This window comes from Paenarthrobacter sp. YJN-5 (genome assembly GCF_015040095.1).
GTDB classification, from domain to species: domain Bacteria; phylum Actinomycetota; class Actinomycetes; order Actinomycetales; family Micrococcaceae; genus Arthrobacter; species Arthrobacter ureafaciens.
The window spans coordinates 662,915-677,753 of record NZ_CP053544.1 but is presented as its reverse complement, the minus strand read 5'-3'; the positions used below and the strand labels follow the sequence as shown (position 1 = coordinate 677,753).

The window sequence follows — 14,839 nt, the reverse complement described above, 5'->3', positions numbered from 1 at the left end:
CGTAGGCTGGCCGTCGAAGCACATCCCTCTCCCAGGAGTCCTCATGCACAAGCCGCAGACCGTCATTTCCGCAGCCCAGGAGCTCGCAGGCGAGTGGGTCAGGCACGCTGCTGACGGGAAGGCCTCGCAGTCCGATGCAGTGGTGGGCTGGGCCCTCTCCCGCATCAACCACGCCGACGTGCCGTCCGTTGTTCAGGGAGTGATGATGACGCTCACCGGCAACCGCAGGACGGCGCGGAAAGCCCGCCGTGCAGCGAACAAGGCGGTCAAACGGGCCACTCAGGCCCTTGCTGACCGTCGCAGGGGGTCAGCGGGAAGGACTCCTTCGCGCCGAGGTTTGTGGTTGACGTTCATTGCCGCAGCAGGTCTTTCCGCTGGTGCCGTTTTCCTCTGGCGGACGCTGCTCCCTCAAGGAGAACCCACCCCCGTTTCCGCTTCGGAGACGGCGGCCAACCACGCGGCTTCGTCACAAGAGGGCACGAACTAGTCCGGCCAGAGCCGCTTGGGACCGGTCTGGTCGTTCCGGTCCCCACCGTCGTCCCGGCGGAGGCGCCGACGAAATACCAGCCTGCTCAACAGCACATAAGCCCCCGCACCCGCTACGAGGAATCCCGCGACACCCACAATCAGGATCTGCGTGGCGATCCCGGTGATGATCAAGGCGAATCCGGCAAGGACACCCAGCACGCCCATGACCGTCCTGGCCGCCGTCCCCCGCAGGCGGCCTGACTTCAGCTGCAGGTCCAAGTCGGGGTCCGACGCGGCCAGGCCCCGTTCGAGTTCTTCCAAACTCCTGCGTTCTTCATCCGACAACGACATCGGAATCTACCTCACCTACGGCTCCCGTTTCTGACGCTGGAGCCCTCTTGCCGGGCGCGGGCACTGCTTGCCGTACCTTGCCTTCATTATCTGCCGAATCCGGGGTACTAGCCACTGGGCAGGTCCAGGCTGAAGCTCCTGCAGTGCATGACCGGAGCTGACTGTGGCACCCTGAAGGGGTAGTTCCCAGCACGCGTACGGACAACCAACTGGAAGGCACTTCTTCCCATGGCACGACGAACTGCAAGAATCCGGAACAACACTGCACAAGCAACACGACCCAAGCGTGGGCGGGCTGCATGGCTGATCCTCACGGCCCTCGTTGCCGGGGTGGCAGGGGGCATCTTTGCACGGCGGGTGGCTGTCCCTGCCGGCAACAGCCAACCGGGTAAACGGGCGGCGACGGAACCTGGGGGCACCAACACGCCGGACGTGCTGCTCCCACGGACTGAACCGGTAGAGATCTCGACCCGGATGCGTCCTGGCGAGTGGACCGAGGAATCCTTGCAGGCCCACATCGAGGATTACCGCCAGCAGATCCGGAACATGGGCGCCACTGACGCAGAAATCGTGACGAACGTCGAGCGGACGGACGAAGGCGCGGCCCGGGTAGTTGTCAGCTGGAACCGAACGGGCCTCTGAGGCAACGGGCTGGCAGCATCTGGTACGCCCGCAACAGCCCGGCGCAGGCGCATACTGTCGATATGACCGATCGTGAAGATTTCCTGGCCTGGGTGACGTCCGATCTTCGGCACGCCGAACAGGCCCTGCATAACGGCGATCCAGAACCCCGCAGGGCCGTCTGGTCGCGCAAAGAACCAGTGAGCGTGATGGGTGCTTGGCGGAATGCCTTGGGACAGCTCGCCCTGCACGACCTTTTCACGCATTTGGGCGAGAGCTTCTCAGACTGTGTGTCCTACGAGTTCGAGCTCCAGAGCTACGACGTCGTGGGCGATATGGCCTATACCGTCGGACTGGAACACACCTCAGCGTCCATTAATGGCGAGGCCCGCAGCTACGTGCTGCGGGCTACCCAGGTGTATCGGCGCGAAGACGGACAGTGGAAGGTGGTACACCGGCACGCGGATACCGTGGGCGGCTAAAGCTTTGGAGCTCGCTAAGCCACAACAGCGCTCACCGCTGCTTATCCCCCGGACGCGGCCGCCACACCACAACAGCCTGCGAACGCGGGCGGGGCCGCTGCCCGCGGGCAAGGCTGACGACGTCGCCTCCGGCGCCCGCCGCGAAGATCCGGGCTTCCAAGGGGCTGCGCCGGCGTGACAGCTCTTCGGTCAGTTCGGCAACCTTGAACTGCAACGCAGCCACCTGGTTCTCGAGCTCCATGATGCGCTTGATGCCTTCCAAGGAGACACCCGACTGCGAGAGGCGCTGGACCTCCCGGAGCTTGTCAACGTCCTTTTGGGAGTAACGCCGGGACTTGCCCGGAGCACGGCTGGGGGAAACGATGCCCAGGCGGTCGTACTGGCGCAACGTCTGCGGATGCATGTCGGCAAGCTCCGCGGCGACGGAGATGACAAAGATCGGCTGGTTGACGTCCATTGCCATGACCGCCTCCTTACAACCGGGCCTTCGAGGCCAGGTCCCGCCGCGGGTTCGCATCAGAGGTGGCGGCAGCAAACGCCTTCACAGCCTCTTCCGCTTCCTTGCTCAGGTTCTGCGGAACGGCGACGTCGATGGTCACCAGCAAATCGCCGGTCACCTTGGACGTCTTCACACCGCGGCCCTTCACCCGAAGGGTCCGGCCGGAGGGTGTGCCCGCCGGGACGCGCAACTTGACGGTGTCGCCGTCGAGCGTTGGAACCTCGATGGTGGCGCCCAGCGCCGCTTCCGCGAAGGTGACAGGCACATGGATACGGATGTTGTCGCCGTCGCGCTGGAAAAAGTCGTGGGGCTTCACGTTGACGGTGATGATGAGGTCACCGTTGCCGGCCGGGCCTGCATTGCCCTTGCCGCGCTGGCGGACCTTCTGGCCGTCCTTGATGCCGGCGGGAATCTTGACGTCGATGACGTTGCCGTTGCTCTCACGCAGGCTGACCGTGGTGCCCTTGATGGAACCGGCAAAGGAGATGGACGTGGTTGCAGTTCGGTCCGATCCCTTTTGCGGTGCGCGCTGGAATCCGGCAGGTCCCCCACCGAAACCGCCACCGAACAGGTCCGCGAACTCCGGCGGAATACCGCCTGCTCCGGGAGATTGCCGTGCGCCGCCGCCGAACAGGCCACCGAACAGGTCCTCGAACCCGCCGTTGGCACCGGCACCCCCGCGCCCGGCACCGGGAGCAAAGCGCGCCCCGCCACCCATGGCGCGAATGGCGTCATACTGCTGCCGGTCCTCAGGACTCGACAGCACCGAGTAAGCCTCGGAGATGTCCTTGAACCGCTTTTCCGCGGCAGCATCTCCGGCGTTGGTATCCGGGTGGTACTGCCGGGCAAGCTTGCGGTAAGCCTTCTTGATATCGGCGTCGGAGGCGTCCTTGGCGATACCAAGGATCGCGTAGAAATCCTTTTCAACCCAGTCCTGGCTGGCCAAGAGCGTTTCCTTTCGTTGGTAACGAGATGGCAGTTCATGCCAATGTTCATCTCAAACACTGTCACGAACTGCCATCTCGATGAGTTGTTACGCGGGTACAGCCACAATCACTTGGGCTGCACGCAGGACACGCTCGCCGGAGCGGTATCCGGTGCGCAGCACCTGGCTGACCGTGTCCACTTCGATGTCCTCGCCGGGCTGCTGGATGAGGGCTTCGTGGATGGTGGGGTCGAATTCGACGCCCGTTTCCGCGATGCGTTCCAGTCCGTACGTCTTCAGCGCATTCTCCAGCTTGGTGGCGATGGCGGCGAAGGGGCCGTCTTCGAGGTCACCGTGCTGGCGGGCGGCGTCGACGTCGTCCAGCACCGGAAGGAGCGAGTTGAGGACGCCGATGACGGCCATCTCTCCTGCTACGGCGCGGTCGCGTTCAACGCGCTTGCGGTAGTTGACGTACTCAGCCTGCAGGCGAAGGAGGTCGTTGCGGAGTTCCGCTACCTGGGCCTCGGCTGCAGCACCGGGGGCTACCGACTCTTCAGCCGGAACCTCAACCCCGTTGAGGATTTCCTCGGCCTGGGAGAGGGCGTCGCCGTCAGTGGGCGCTGCCTTCGCTTCGCCTTCAGGGTGGCGGGCCGCCCCTGTCTCCGGGTCAACCTTGCGGTTGTCCCGGATCACAGGTTTACGCTGTTCGTTGCCTTCAGAGTGCTCTGCTTCGTTGCCGTGATGGGGCATGGCTACTTCTTCGCTTCGTCTTCGTCGATGATTTCGGCATCAACGATGTCTTCATCGGCCGAACCGGAACCTGCCGGGGCACCCTCTGCACCTGCACCCGGAGCATCAGCTGCAGCTGCCTGCGAGTAGATGGCTTCGCCGAGCTTGGTCTGGGATGCCTGGAGCTTCTCGAACGCGGTCTTGACTGCGGCGTCGTCGGTGCCTTCCAGCGCGGACTTGAGGGAGTCGACGTCGGCCTTCACCTCGGTCTTGACCTCCTCAGGCAGCTTGTCCTCGTTTTCGGAGAGCAGCTTCTCCACCGAGTAGGCGAGCTGTTCAGCGGAGTTACGGGTATCCGTGGCTTCGCGGCGTGCCTTGTCCTCGGCTGCGTGCTCCTCGGCTTCACGGACCATGCGGTCGATGTCTTCCTTGGAAAGGGCCGTGCCACCGGTGATGGTCATGGACTGTTCCTTGCCGGTGCCCTTGTCCTTCGCGGAGACGTGGACGATGCCGTTGGCGTCGATGTCGAAGGTGACCTCAACCTGGGGAACGCCACGGGGTGCCGGAGCGATGCCCGTCAGCTCGAACGTGCCCAGCGGCTTGTTGTCGCGGGTGAATTCACGCTCGCCCTGGAAGACCTGGATGGCTACGGACGGCTGGTTGTCGTCCGCGGTGGTGAAGGTCTCTGAACGCTTGGTGGGGATTGCGGTGTTGCGCTCGATCAGGTGGGTCATCACGCCACCCTTGGTTTCGATGCCGAGGGACAGCGGGGTGACGTCGATGAGGAGGACGTCCTTACGCTCGCCCTTCAGGACACCGGCTTGGAGTGCGGCACCTACGGCCACGACCTCGTCCGGGTTGACGCCCTTGTTGGGTTCCTTGCCACCGGCGAGTTCCTTGACGAGCTCGGAGACGGCAGGCATACGGGTGGAACCACCGACGAGGACGATGTGGTCGATGTCGGAAACCTTGATGCCGGCTTCAGCGATGACGTCGTGGAACGGCTTCTTGGTGCGGTCCAGCAGGTCCTTGGTGAGGTCCTGGAACTTGGCACGGGTCAGCTGCTCGTCCAGGTGAACCGGGCCGTCGGGGGTGACGGACAGGTACTGGAGGGAGATGTTGGTGCTGGTGGAGGAGGACAGTTCCTTCTTGGCCTGCTCTGCAGCTTCGCGGAGACGCTGGAGGGCAATCTTGTCCTTGGAGAGGTCGATGCCCTTGACCTTGAGCTGGCCCAGGAGCCATTCGACAACGCGGTTGTCCCAGTCGTCGCCGCCGAGGCGGTTGTCACCTGCGGTTGCACGGACCTGGATGGTGGAGAAGTTGTCTTCGTCCTTGCCAACCTCCAGGAGGGAAACGTCGAACGTACCGCCACCGAGGTCGAAGACCAGGATGAGTTCGTCTTCCTTGCCCTTGTCCAGGCCGTAAGCCAAAGCAGCCGCGGTGGGCTCGTTGACGATGCGGAGGACGTTGAGGCCTGCGATTTCGCCGGCTTCCTTGGTGGACTGGCGCTCGGCGTCGTTGAAGTATGCCGGAACGGTGATCACAGCGTCGGTGACCTTTTCGCCCAGGTAGCTTTCGGCGTCGTTCTTGAGCTTCATGAGGATACGCGCGGAGATTTCCTGCGGCGTGTACTTCTTGTCATCGATCGCCTTGGTCCAGTCGGTGCCCATGTGGCGCTTGACCGAAGCGATGGTGCGGTCGATGTTGTTGACGGCCTGGCGCTTGGCGATCTCGCCAACCAGGACCTCGCCGGACTTGGAGAACGCGACGACGGACGGCGTGGTGCGGCCGCCTTCAGCGTTGGCGATGACCGTGGGCTCGCCGCCTTCAAGGACAGAAACCACGGAGTTGGTGGTTCCGAGGTCGATACCTACTGCACGTGACATATCTTGTTTCCTTTCAATGGCCGATGTTGATGATCGCGCCCGGCAGCATCCTCCGCGGCAGCGGTTGTGTTGTTCGGGGAACCACTCAACAATCGGCTAGTTGAGCGTTCTGCACTCAACTGTACTCAGCCTCGGAACGATGTCAATCCAAAGTTGAGCCAACTACGCTCAACTTTGACTCACAACTTGCGAAAAACCGCGAAATATCGCGGGCTTCAGGCCTCATTTCGCCCAGCGTGAACTGCCGATGGGCTGCCGCGGGAACCTTCCGGAGGCTCCGGCTTGTACACCCACGCCACCAGCACAACGGAGATGATCATGAGCAGGAACCACGCGAGCAGCTTGTCGACGGACACCGCCTGCCACCCGCCCAGCTGGTTCGGGTATAGCCACGCCCGGGACCAGGTGCCGATGTTCTCGGCGAACCAAATAAACAGGGCCACCAGCAGGAACGCCAGCAGGATGGGCATCCGGAACCGCTTCCGGAACACCCGGAAGTGCATCACGCACCGGCCGTAGTCAAGTACGACGGCGGCCAGCAGCACCCAGCGGAAGTCCACGATGTAGTGGTGCGAAAAGAAATTGACGTAGATGCCCGTGGCCACGAGCGCCGTGATCCAACGGCGCGGGTAGCGGTCAAAGCGCAGATCGAACAACCGGAACACCCGCACCATGTAGGACCCGACTGCTGCGTACATGAAGCCGCTGAACAACGGCACGGCTCCAATCCTGAGCACCCCGTCAGCTTCATAAGCCCAAGAGCCCACGTCCGTCTTGAACAGTTCCATGACCGTGCCCACCACGTGGAAAAGCACGATCACCCGAAGCTCGCGGAGCGTTTCCAGACGGAAAACGACCATCAACACCTGGATTGCGACTGCCGAAAGGGTGAGGAAGTCGTTGCTCGCCAACGCGGCACCGGAGGGGTACCAGAGGCGGACCGCAATGATGACGGCCAGCAGCAGGGCACCAAAGACGCACGCCCACGCCTGCTTGAGCCCGAACACCACGAACTCCGCTAGCCGCGCTTTCCAAACGCCTCCCGCCCCGCCGCGCGAAACCACCCTGTCCAGGTAGCGGTGGGCGAGGCGGTCGATGGACGCTTCCACCGACGTCGAACTACGCATTCCGGGTCCTGCCCCGCAACCGGGCGGGCGCGGGTTGCAGCTTGCCCAGGCAGTAGTTCTTTGGCCAGTGCCGGATCCGGCGGGGCAGCCTGGGATAGACCTGCCCCAGCAATCGCATGGTCCGTTGGAACCGCCGGGCGTGGGCCGGACCCCATTCAAGGCCGAACCCTTCGCGGACGTGTTCCGGCAACATCCCCACAGTCAACAGCCGGGCCAACGGCATCAGGGGACGCATGAGCACGGGGCCGCGCGAGGGGTACAGCAAGTCGCGGGCTATCTTCCGGGCCGCTTCGTCGGGCTGCAAGGAGGCAACCTGCCGGTTCCAGTACTCGGCGAAAGCGGCACGATCCGCCGGCCACATCTCCGGCGGCAACTGCAGAGCAGTCCCGATCCGGGCATAGTCCCGGTACATGCGGTCAGCCGTGTGGTCATCGGGCGACCCCAGGACGTGCTGATAGACAGTGACTGCGGTGTCGTAGAGCGTGGCCACCACCCACAATTGGGACGATGCGTCGAAAGCGTTGTAACCGGCGGAACTTCCATCAGCCGGCTTGTGCACCGGCACGTGCGCGCGGTTGACGGCGCGGCGCACGGCCGCAACCTGGCTGTCGGTGCCATAGACAATCGCGTAAACGTAGGTCAGCGTTGCCACGAGCCGGTCCTGCGGCCGGTCGACAAAATTGCTGTGCGCCGCCACGCCGTGGCCAATGCGCGGGTCCGCGACCTGAAGCAGGATGGCACGGCCGGCCCCCGCGAGGAGTACACCCTCGGCCCCAATGTCAGCCAAACCACGAGCCATCCGAATACTCTACTTCCGCTCCCTACAGCCCGGCGACTGCCTGCAGTACTGCAAGCTGATGATCGAACAGTTCGTCCCGCGCGCTAAAGGTATCTGCCCCGTACTGACCGAACACCTCAAAGCTCACTGCCCCGAACAGCGAGGTCCACACCAGCACGCCCTTCGCCAGCGGCGCATCGGGCGCAGCCAGCCCCATGTCCGTGCGGATACCGGCCAGGTCTGCGGCCAGCTTGGGAGGCATGACGACGGCGGGAGCCACCTCCGCGTCCAGCGCACCCGCGCGGTAGGCGGCGTCGAAAATTCCCACCAGGGTGACGATGACACGGGTGCCGGGGCCGGTGGTGCGCTCCCCCGGAGCCCGGTAGCCGGGCACGGGGCTGCCGAACAGCAGCGCATAGCTGGCCGGTTCCCGGAGCGCCCATGCCCGGACGGCAGTGCCCAGCGCCCGGAATTGCGCGGCGAAGTCATCACCCGGGACGGCGCGGACTGCCGCATCCACCTCGTCACCGAGCTCGTTGTAGGCATCGATCAGCAGCAAGGTCAGAAGCTCATCCCGGCTTTCGACGTACCTGTACACAGCCGAAGAAACGACGCCTAAATCGCGGGCAACCGCCCTGAGGGACAGTGCGGCGGCCCCGTGGGTCGCGAGGTGCTGCCGGCCCAGTTGAACGATGTCCGCAATGGTCCGGGCGCGGGCACGCTCCCGCGGGGTGGGCTGCTTCGGTTTCTCGGGCATGGGGATAGCTTGCCATAAACAAGAGCGGAGATAGCAAAAGAGAGCACTGCTCTTGACAATTGCGGACCACTGCCCGAACCTTGATTACAAGAAAAGAGGCACCGTGTACGTCGTTACAGGAGCAGGACCCGTCGGCTCGGCCATCGCAGAGCAACTGGCAGACCAAGGCCATGAAGTCCGCGTCCTGACGCGTTCCGGCAGCGGACCTGATCATGCGTTGATCCAGCGGATGAGAGTCGACGTGTCAGACCCCGCGCGGCTCACCGGGGCGGTCCGGGGCGCAGAGGCGATCTTCCACTGCATTCACGGGTCCAAGTACTCCGCATCCGCCTGGGAGGCCGAGCTCCCCCACGCCGAGCAGGTGGTGATGGATGCAGCGGCAGCCGCGGGCGTCGTCGTCGTCTTTCCCGAAAGCCTGTACTCCTACAGCGAGCCAGACCGCGTCATGACAGAGTCCGGGGCCCGCGCGGCGAGCGGAGGCAAACGCGGCATCCGTACGCAACTACTCAAGGCGCGGGAGGCTCACGCCGCAAAAACTGTGAGCGTGGTGGCGGGGGACTTTTTTGGGCCCCGGGTCAGGATGGCACACGCCGGTGAACGCATGGTGCCCCTGGTTCTCAAAGGAAAGACTGTCCAAGTGCTGGGCAGTGCCGACCAGCTGCACTCCTTCACTTATGTGCCGGACCTGGCGGCGGCCATGATTGCGGCAGCCCGGCGTCCCGATCTGTGGAACAGCGTGCTGCACGCCCCCACCAATCCGGCACTGACCCAGCGCGGGCTCGCAACCGCCTACGCCACGGCAGCGGGACTGCCGGCGCCGAAAGTCACGGCCATTCCTGGTTGGGTTGTTCGGGGCGCGGGCATGGTGTCCAAAGACATGCGGGAGGTGGCGGAGATGCTCTATCAGTTCGAGCGGCCGTTCGTGATGGACTCGGCGGAGAGCCAACGCCTTCTCGGCCTGGAACCGACGCCGCTCCCTGAGGCGGCGGCAGCGACCGTGCAGTGGTGGCAGGCCGCTGAATAGTCAGGATAGGACGGAATTGTCAGGATAAGACGGGATTCTCAGGTGAGGGCGGGAGCCCTGGCGAACAGGCGGCGGCAAAGCCCCACACCCTCCACGAAGAGGGCGACCACCGCCACGACGTAGAGACCGTAGGATCCAAGCACAATGGCAAGCGGCCAGCCCTCTGCCGGCGTCTCTCCCGAGGCCAGGCCCGTAGTTATCGCCAGGATCATACTGACGACGAACAGAACTCCCGCCCCCAACAGCAGCCACCCGGTGAGGCTGCGTCGTTGTCGCGACACCAGGCTGGACGCGAACAGGACCACACCTCCCCCGAGGACCACCACGAAGAGTTCCCCGGGCATGAGGAAGTCAAGATGGAAGCGGCCGGACCTCACGAAGAAGATCGCCGCAAGAACAATAGGCGCTGCCAAGGGAATTCCTACCAGGACGGTCCCAGCCACCGCCAGCACCCGCGCGGTGGTGGTGCGGCGTCCTGGTCTGACATTGTCAACCTGCATACACCCAGCTTCCTGACAACGCCATCAGCCGCATAGGGGCTTACGTCCTGATGCCCTGCAGCAGTTCGCTTCTTGTCACACAGTTAACCGGCAGTTCACACCACTCTCGGCGCCCGTCAACTAAGGCTTCCTAGCGTCGAGGGCATGGAGAACATCACCCGCAGATCCCTCATTTCCGCCGGCCTCGGGGCCGGTTTGATTGCCGCCTTGCCGCACGCCGCCGTCGCCGTTTCAACAGCAGACGACGCCGGACTCCGCACCGATCCCTTCACGCTCGGCGTAGCTTCCGGGGAGCCGTGGCCGGACGGCTTCGTCATCTGGACCCGGCTGGCCGCCAACCCCGTGGCCGAAGACGGCCTGGGCGGCATGCCGTCCCGCAACGTTGCGGTGGCCTGGGAAGTGGCAGAGGACCCGCACATGCGCCGGGTAGTAGCCCGCGGCGTGGAACAGGCCCGGATCGAGTCCGCCCACTCGGTGCACGTGGAACTCAAAGGCCTCAAACCCGGCCGCGAATACTTCTACCGGTTCCGCACCGGCCGCCACCTGAGCGACACCGGCCGCACGATGACCAGCCCCGCGCCCGGGGAGATTCCCGCAGCCCTGGCCATGGCCTTCGCAAGCTGCGCCCAGTACGAGCACGGCTACTTCACGGCCTACAAGCGCCTGGCTGAGGACCACCCGGACCTGGTACTCCACTTGGGCGACTACCTGTACGAGTACAAGAAAGACAGCTACGTGATCGGCGGCGGCAACCCGCGCGACCATGAAGGCCCGGAAACTGTCAGCCTGGCAGGCTACCGCCAGCGCCACGCGCAGTACAAAGCCGACGCCGACCTCCAGGCAGCCCACGCCATCGCACCGTGGCTGGTGGTCTGGGACGACCATGAAGTGGACAACAACTGGGCGGACGAGATCCCGGAAAACAGCGATCCTGCCCAGCTCAACGACACCACTGAACACTTCCGGCAACGCCGTGCAGCTGCCTTCCAGGCGTACTACGAGAACATGCCGCTGCGCCCTTCCTCGCTCCCGGCCGGCTTCGACATGAAGATCTACCGCACCATCCAATGGGGCCAACTGGCCAACTTCCACATGATGGACACACGGCAGTACCGCGACGACCAGCTCGCCGGCGACGGCTGGCGCAAGAATGTGGCCGAACGCCTAGACGAGAACCGGACCATCACGGGAGCCGAACAGGAAAAATGGCTGTTGGACGGTTTCAGGAACTCCACCCAGCGGTGGGACATCCTTGGCCAGCAGGTCTTCTTCGCCGAGCGCGACCGCAACAAGGCTCTCGACATCGACGACGTTTCCATGGACGGCTGGGACGGTTACGCCGCCTCCCGCCGGCGTATCACCCAAGGCTGGGTTGACGCGAAGGTCCGTAACGCCGTCGTACTTACCGGCGACGTGCACCGGCACTGGGCCACGGACCTGAAAGTGGACTATAAGGATCCGGCGTCGCCGGTTGTCGGTTCCGAACTCGTGTGCAGCTCCATCACCTCCACGGGAGACGGTTCGGGATCCACCACGGACGCAACCATGGCATGGAACCCGCACCTGAAGTTCTACAACGACAACCGCGGATACGTGAACACCCGCATTACCAAGGATTCCATGACGGCAGACTTCCGCGTCCTGGACTATGTCACCAAGCCCGGAGCCCCGGTGAGCACCAGGAAATCCTTCACCATCAACGACCGCGTGCCCGGCCTGGCCTGATTCCCGGCGCGGTGCCGGCACCTGTCCCGGTTGGCAGTTGCCGGCACCGGCCCGGGCCCCTCCCACGCGACTCTTCAAACGAATGGAGTTACCCCTGTTTCCCCAGTGACTACGGGCAACTGCGGGAGTACCCTATTCCCAGTTACGTTTGTGGATCACCTTCCAGCTGGGGTTCTGCCGTGGGCTATGTGCGTTCGTCGCTGTCCGACCTTCTCGGAGTCCTTTCCGACGCCGTCGCTCCCCAACGCGTAAGGTTCGACGACGACTCCCCCCACGGCGCCGATTCCCCTCCCGATGCTCCCGTGACTGTCCACGCCGTCGCCCTCGACAGGGTTGGCCGTTCGCGCCGCGACGGTCCCGTGTTGGACCTGGAGCTGCGGGTCGCGGTGGAATGCCACGGCCCGGAACAACTGGACAACATGGAGCAACTGCTTTTGTCCGTGGAACGCCACAGCCAGTACTCGATTGTTTCCAGCAACGAATACCGGCCCGGCGAGTACCAGGAAAGCATCCGCGACGGGCTCGGCTTCCTGGTGCGCATCCCGGTACCCCTTCGCTTCGAAGAACCGTCCGGCCCGCCGGTCCTGGAACCGCTCGTGGCCAAGACCGGAGTCGCCCGCAGAATCCAAGGACGCCTGGTGGACGTCCACAACAAAGGCATCCCCGACGCCTACATCCACGCCCATTCCTCCGCCACGGCGGTCGTCAGTGATGCGACCGGCCACTTTGAGGTCCTGGCCTCGGCGGACGAACTCCAGCACTTCGCCGTTGCGGTCCACGGCACCGAACGGGAAGTCTCGGCCAGCACCAGCAGCCTGCCGGTCATCATCCGGTGGACCTGAACCCGCCCACGTGCGGGTAGGGAAGGGAGCGCACCATGGCGAACTACCAGGCGCCAGGCGTTTACGTACAGGAAGTCCCCAGCGGGGCACGCGCAATAGGACAGGTGAACACCAGCATCGCCGGATTCGTCGGCCTGGCTCCGGACAATGACGCCTTGGTCGATGAGCTCCGCGTCCTGGATAACTGGACGCAATTCGTGGACCAATACGTCGGGACCGCGACGGCGGGTACCCCGCTCTCCAACGCTGTGTACGGCTTCTTCTCCAACGGAGGAAGCCGTTGCTACGTTGTGAACATCGGCCCCGGCGGCAGCCTGACCGGAACGGCCTCGGCGCCCACCGGGCTGACCCTCTTCGAAGCCGTGGACGACCTCTCCATAGTCGCCGCCCCGGGCTACGCCACCGCCGAGGCGTACGCAGCGCTGCAGGCCCATGTGGAACATCCGCTCCGCCAGGACCGGATGGCGATCCTGGACACCGTGGAGAAAGTGGACGACGTCGGTGCGCTCACCCGGGCGGCGACCTCAGGGGTTCCCGGGAACCCGGATGCCCGGGCCGAAGATGCGGCGGACACCGGGGCTGACGAACCGGAGGATGGCGACGAGCCTGACGGGTCCGATAAGCCGGATGGTTCTGACATGCCGGACGGCCGGGACGGACCGGATGGGGCCAGCACCGAAGCCGGAGAACAACAGGACCTCGGCGCACCCCAGTCCCCCGGCGGCTACACGGCGTTGTACTACCCATGGATCGTGATGATCGATCCGGTCTCCGGCAAGAAGGTAACCCAACCGCCGTCGGGCCATATCGCGGGGGTGTGGGCGCGCGTGGACGCGACCCGCGGCGTCCATAAGGCGCCCGCCAACGAGCCGATCCAAGGCGCAATCGACCTGGTGCGGCGCGTCAGCCGCGGTGAGCAGGAGGTCCTGAACCCAGCCGGCGTGAACTGCATCCGATATTTCCCCGGCGAAGGAATCCGGGTCTGGGGCGCGCGGACCAAGGCTCCCGAGGCCAGCGAGTACCGGTACATCAACGTCCGGCGCCTGACCAACATGATCAAGGAATCCGTGGCGGACGGGACCCGCTGGGTGGTGTTCGAACCCAACGACCACACCCTGTGGAAGTCCATCCGACGCGACATTGGGGCGTTCCTCACGAACGTTTGGCGGGACGGAGCGCTGCTGGGCACTACTCCTCAACAGGCGTTCTTTGTGAAATGCGACGAGGAAACCAACCCTCCCGAAGTCCGCGACGCCGGGCAAGTGGTCACGCTGATCGGTATCGCACCTGTGAAGCCGGCGGAATTCGTGATCTTCAAGCTCATGCAATCCGCGGACAACACCAGCGAAACAGAGAGCGGAGGAGCCTGACATGAGCACCCCAACACCTGCAGCGCAACCGGGCAACGTGGTGGACCCGTACCGGGCCTACAATTTCAAGCTGGTCATCCAAGGTGTGGTGCAGGGCCACTTCACCAAAGTGGAGGGCCTGGGCCTCAAGATCGGCCGCATCCTGTACCGTTCCGGCGGCGAAAACAGCACCGTGCGCGTCATCCCGGGCCAAGTGGAATACACCCCGGTGACGTTGAAGTACGGGCTCACCGATTCCACCGAGATGCTCCAGTGGCTGTTCAAGGCCGTGAACGGGACGGTTGAGCGGCGGAACGTCTCCATCGCCATGCTGAACGACGCCGGCTCCACGGAAGTGCGGCGCTGGAACCTGCTGGGAGCCTGGCCCTGCGACTGGTTCGGCGCACCGCTGGATGCCCTCGGCAAGGACCTCGCCATCGAGACCCTGAGCATCGCCTACGACCGCCTGGAACTCGACGATGCCCGCGCTCCCGTCGCCTGACGTCCCCTCGGGCGCCCGGGCTTCCTGGCGGCGGGCCTTGGCCGGGCGCCTGCGCCGGGCAGCGGCGTGGGTGGAAGCCGGCCGCGGCTCCGGCGTCGCGGGTTTTGAAAGTTCGGCTCTTGAGACGACGACGGCGGAACGCGCCTTTGACCTGGCAGACGCACCCGAGCATTGGGTTGCGTTGCTGCGGAACGCCGGATTGGTTCCTTCCGCCGCACCCAAGCGGGCGGGTCCCAACCCCGGAACTCCCTACTCCGCAGCTGCCAACCCCGTA

The 14,839-nt window shown here is 64.5% G+C and carries 17 protein-coding genes; 8 read left to right on the top strand and 9 right to left on the bottom strand.

From position 1 onward, the window contains the following. Positions 1 to 43: 43 nt before the first annotated feature. A complete protein-coding gene (locus tag HMI59_RS03185; RefSeq protein WP_193592770.1) occupies positions 44 to 487 on the top strand; it encodes a hypothetical protein in 444 nt (147 codons plus the stop codon). Here the strand turns inward: HMI59_RS03185 and HMI59_RS03180 are convergent. Beyond that, positions 484 to 819 (bottom strand): DUF3040 domain-containing protein, encoded by a 336-nt coding sequence (locus HMI59_RS03180; protein ID WP_021472844.1) that lies wholly within the window; start codon positions 817 to 819, stop codon positions 484 to 486. The two genes, HMI59_RS03185 and HMI59_RS03180, sit on opposite strands and share 4 nt — an antisense overlap. A gap of 228 nt (positions 820 to 1,047) precedes the next feature. Here HMI59_RS03180 and HMI59_RS25605 point away from each other — a divergent pair, with 228 nt between their 5' ends. Further along, on the top strand, positions 1,048 to 1,461 hold the full coding sequence (locus HMI59_RS25605; RefSeq protein WP_227471521.1) for a hypothetical protein: 414 nt from the start codon (positions 1,048 to 1,050) through the stop codon (positions 1,459 to 1,461). 62 nt (positions 1,462 to 1,523) lie between these two features. Further along, a complete protein-coding gene (locus tag HMI59_RS03170) occupies positions 1,524 to 1,922 on the top strand; it encodes a nuclear transport factor 2 family protein (protein ID WP_193592769.1) in 399 nt (132 codons plus the stop codon). A gap of 31 nt (positions 1,923 to 1,953) precedes the next feature. On the opposite strand, the gene HMI59_RS03165 is transcribed toward HMI59_RS03170, so the two are convergent. The 7 genes from HMI59_RS03165 to HMI59_RS03135 form a co-directional block, all read right to left on the bottom strand. Further along, positions 1,954 to 2,385 (bottom strand): heat shock protein transcriptional repressor HspR, encoded by a 432-nt coding sequence (locus HMI59_RS03165; protein ID WP_021472876.1) that lies wholly within the window; start codon positions 2,383 to 2,385, stop codon positions 1,954 to 1,956. 10 nt (positions 2,386 to 2,395) lie between these two features. Next, positions 2,396 to 3,367 carry a DnaJ C-terminal domain-containing protein gene (locus tag HMI59_RS03160; RefSeq protein WP_193592768.1) on the bottom strand — a complete coding sequence of 324 codons (972 nt, stop codon included), beginning with the start codon at positions 3,365 to 3,367 and terminating at the stop codon, positions 2,396 to 2,398. Positions 3,368 to 3,454: 87 nt separating this feature from the next. Then, positions 3,455 to 4,096 (bottom strand): nucleotide exchange factor GrpE, encoded by a 642-nt coding sequence (locus HMI59_RS03155; RefSeq protein ID WP_193592767.1) that lies wholly within the window; start codon positions 4,094 to 4,096, stop codon positions 3,455 to 3,457. Positions 4,097 to 4,098: 2 nt separating this feature from the next. Then, positions 4,099 to 5,961, bottom strand: coding sequence for a molecular chaperone DnaK (gene dnaK, locus HMI59_RS03150; RefSeq protein ID WP_021472879.1), 1,863 nt, complete (start codon positions 5,959 to 5,961; stop codon positions 4,099 to 4,101). Between the two features lie 215 nt (positions 5,962 to 6,176). Next, entirely contained in the window at positions 6,177 to 7,088 is a 912-nt protein-coding gene (locus tag HMI59_RS03145; protein ID WP_193592766.1) for a DUF817 domain-containing protein, read from the bottom strand. Beyond that, a complete protein-coding gene (locus HMI59_RS03140) occupies positions 7,081 to 7,887 on the bottom strand; it encodes an oxygenase MpaB family protein (RefSeq protein ID WP_193592765.1) in 807 nt (268 codons plus the stop codon). The genes HMI59_RS03145 and HMI59_RS03140 overlap by 8 nt, the downstream gene beginning before the upstream one ends. Before the next feature lie 22 nt (positions 7,888 to 7,909). Beyond that, positions 7,910 to 8,623, bottom strand: a complete 714-nt coding sequence (locus HMI59_RS03135; RefSeq protein ID WP_193592764.1) for a TetR/AcrR family transcriptional regulator — start codon at positions 8,621 to 8,623, stop codon at positions 7,910 to 7,912. 103 nt (positions 8,624 to 8,726) lie between these two features. On the opposite strand from HMI59_RS03135, the gene HMI59_RS03130 reads away from it, so the two are divergent. After that, on the top strand, positions 8,727 to 9,647 hold the full coding sequence (locus tag HMI59_RS03130) for an NAD-dependent epimerase/dehydratase family protein (protein WP_193592763.1): 921 nt from the start codon (positions 8,727 to 8,729) through the stop codon (positions 9,645 to 9,647). A 38-nt stretch (positions 9,648 to 9,685) separates the two neighbouring features. Here HMI59_RS03130 and HMI59_RS03125 read toward each other — a convergent pair whose 3' ends face one another. Then, positions 9,686 to 10,147, bottom strand: a complete 462-nt coding sequence (locus HMI59_RS03125; protein ID WP_193592762.1) for a hypothetical protein — start codon at positions 10,145 to 10,147, stop codon at positions 9,686 to 9,688. Positions 10,148 to 10,291: 144 nt separating this feature from the next. On the opposite strand from HMI59_RS03125, the gene HMI59_RS03120 reads away from it, so the two are divergent. The 4 genes from HMI59_RS03120 to HMI59_RS03105 all read left to right on the top strand — a co-directional run bounded on the left by HMI59_RS03120 (position 10,292) and on the right by HMI59_RS03105 (position 14,565). Continuing rightward, positions 10,292 to 11,872, top strand: coding sequence for an alkaline phosphatase (locus HMI59_RS03120; RefSeq protein ID WP_193592761.1), 1,581 nt, complete (start codon positions 10,292 to 10,294; stop codon positions 11,870 to 11,872). 179 nt (positions 11,873 to 12,051) lie between these two features. Then, a complete protein-coding gene (locus tag HMI59_RS03115; RefSeq protein WP_166186565.1) occupies positions 12,052 to 12,714 on the top strand; it encodes a hypothetical protein in 663 nt (220 codons plus the stop codon). Positions 12,715 to 12,749: 35 nt separating this feature from the next. Next, complete coding sequence (locus HMI59_RS03110) at positions 12,750 to 14,084, top strand: phage tail sheath subtilisin-like domain-containing protein (RefSeq protein WP_193592760.1); 1,335 nt, start codon at positions 12,750 to 12,752, stop codon at positions 14,082 to 14,084. Between the two features lies 1 nt (position 14,085). Then, positions 14,086 to 14,565 carry a phage tail protein gene (locus HMI59_RS03105; RefSeq protein WP_021472891.1) on the top strand — a complete coding sequence of 160 codons (480 nt, stop codon included), beginning with the start codon at positions 14,086 to 14,088 and terminating at the stop codon, positions 14,563 to 14,565. Positions 14,566 to 14,839: the final 274 nt, after the last annotated feature.

Coding starts and splice junctions, on each gene's coding strand:
- HMI59_RS03145 (WP_193592766.1), bottom strand. CDS start 7,088: ATGCGTAGTTCGACGTCGGTGGAAGCGTCCATCGACCGCCTCGCCCAC.
- HMI59_RS03185 (WP_193592770.1), top strand. CDS start 44: ATGCACAAGCCGCAGACCGTCATTTCCGCAGCCCAGGAGCTCGCAGGC.
- HMI59_RS03110 (WP_193592760.1), top strand. CDS start 12,750: ATGGCGAACTACCAGGCGCCAGGCGTTTACGTACAGGAAGTCCCCAGC.
- HMI59_RS03170 (WP_193592769.1), top strand. CDS start 1,524: ATGACCGATCGTGAAGATTTCCTGGCCTGGGTGACGTCCGATCTTCGG.
- HMI59_RS03140 (WP_193592765.1), bottom strand. CDS start 7,887: ATGGCTCGTGGTTTGGCTGACATTGGGGCCGAGGGTGTACTCCTCGCG.
- HMI59_RS03120 (WP_193592761.1), top strand. CDS start 10,292: ATGGAGAACATCACCCGCAGATCCCTCATTTCCGCCGGCCTCGGGGCC.
- HMI59_RS03105 (WP_021472891.1), top strand. CDS start 14,086: ATGAGCACCCCAACACCTGCAGCGCAACCGGGCAACGTGGTGGACCCG.
- HMI59_RS25605 (WP_227471521.1), top strand. CDS start 1,048: ATGGCACGACGAACTGCAAGAATCCGGAACAACACTGCACAAGCAACA.
- dnaK (WP_021472879.1), bottom strand. CDS start 5,961: ATGTCACGTGCAGTAGGTATCGACCTCGGAACCACCAACTCCGTGGTT.
- HMI59_RS03125 (WP_193592762.1), bottom strand. CDS start 10,147: ATGCAGGTTGACAATGTCAGACCAGGACGCCGCACCACCACCGCGCGG.
- HMI59_RS03180 (WP_021472844.1), bottom strand. CDS start 819: ATGTCGTTGTCGGATGAAGAACGCAGGAGTTTGGAAGAACTCGAACGG.
- HMI59_RS03135 (WP_193592764.1), bottom strand. CDS start 8,623: ATGCCCGAGAAACCGAAGCAGCCCACCCCGCGGGAGCGTGCCCGCGCC.
- HMI59_RS03165 (WP_021472876.1), bottom strand. CDS start 2,385: ATGGCAATGGACGTCAACCAGCCGATCTTTGTCATCTCCGTCGCCGCG.
- HMI59_RS03155 (WP_193592767.1), bottom strand. CDS start 4,096: ATGCCCCATCACGGCAACGAAGCAGAGCACTCTGAAGGCAACGAACAG.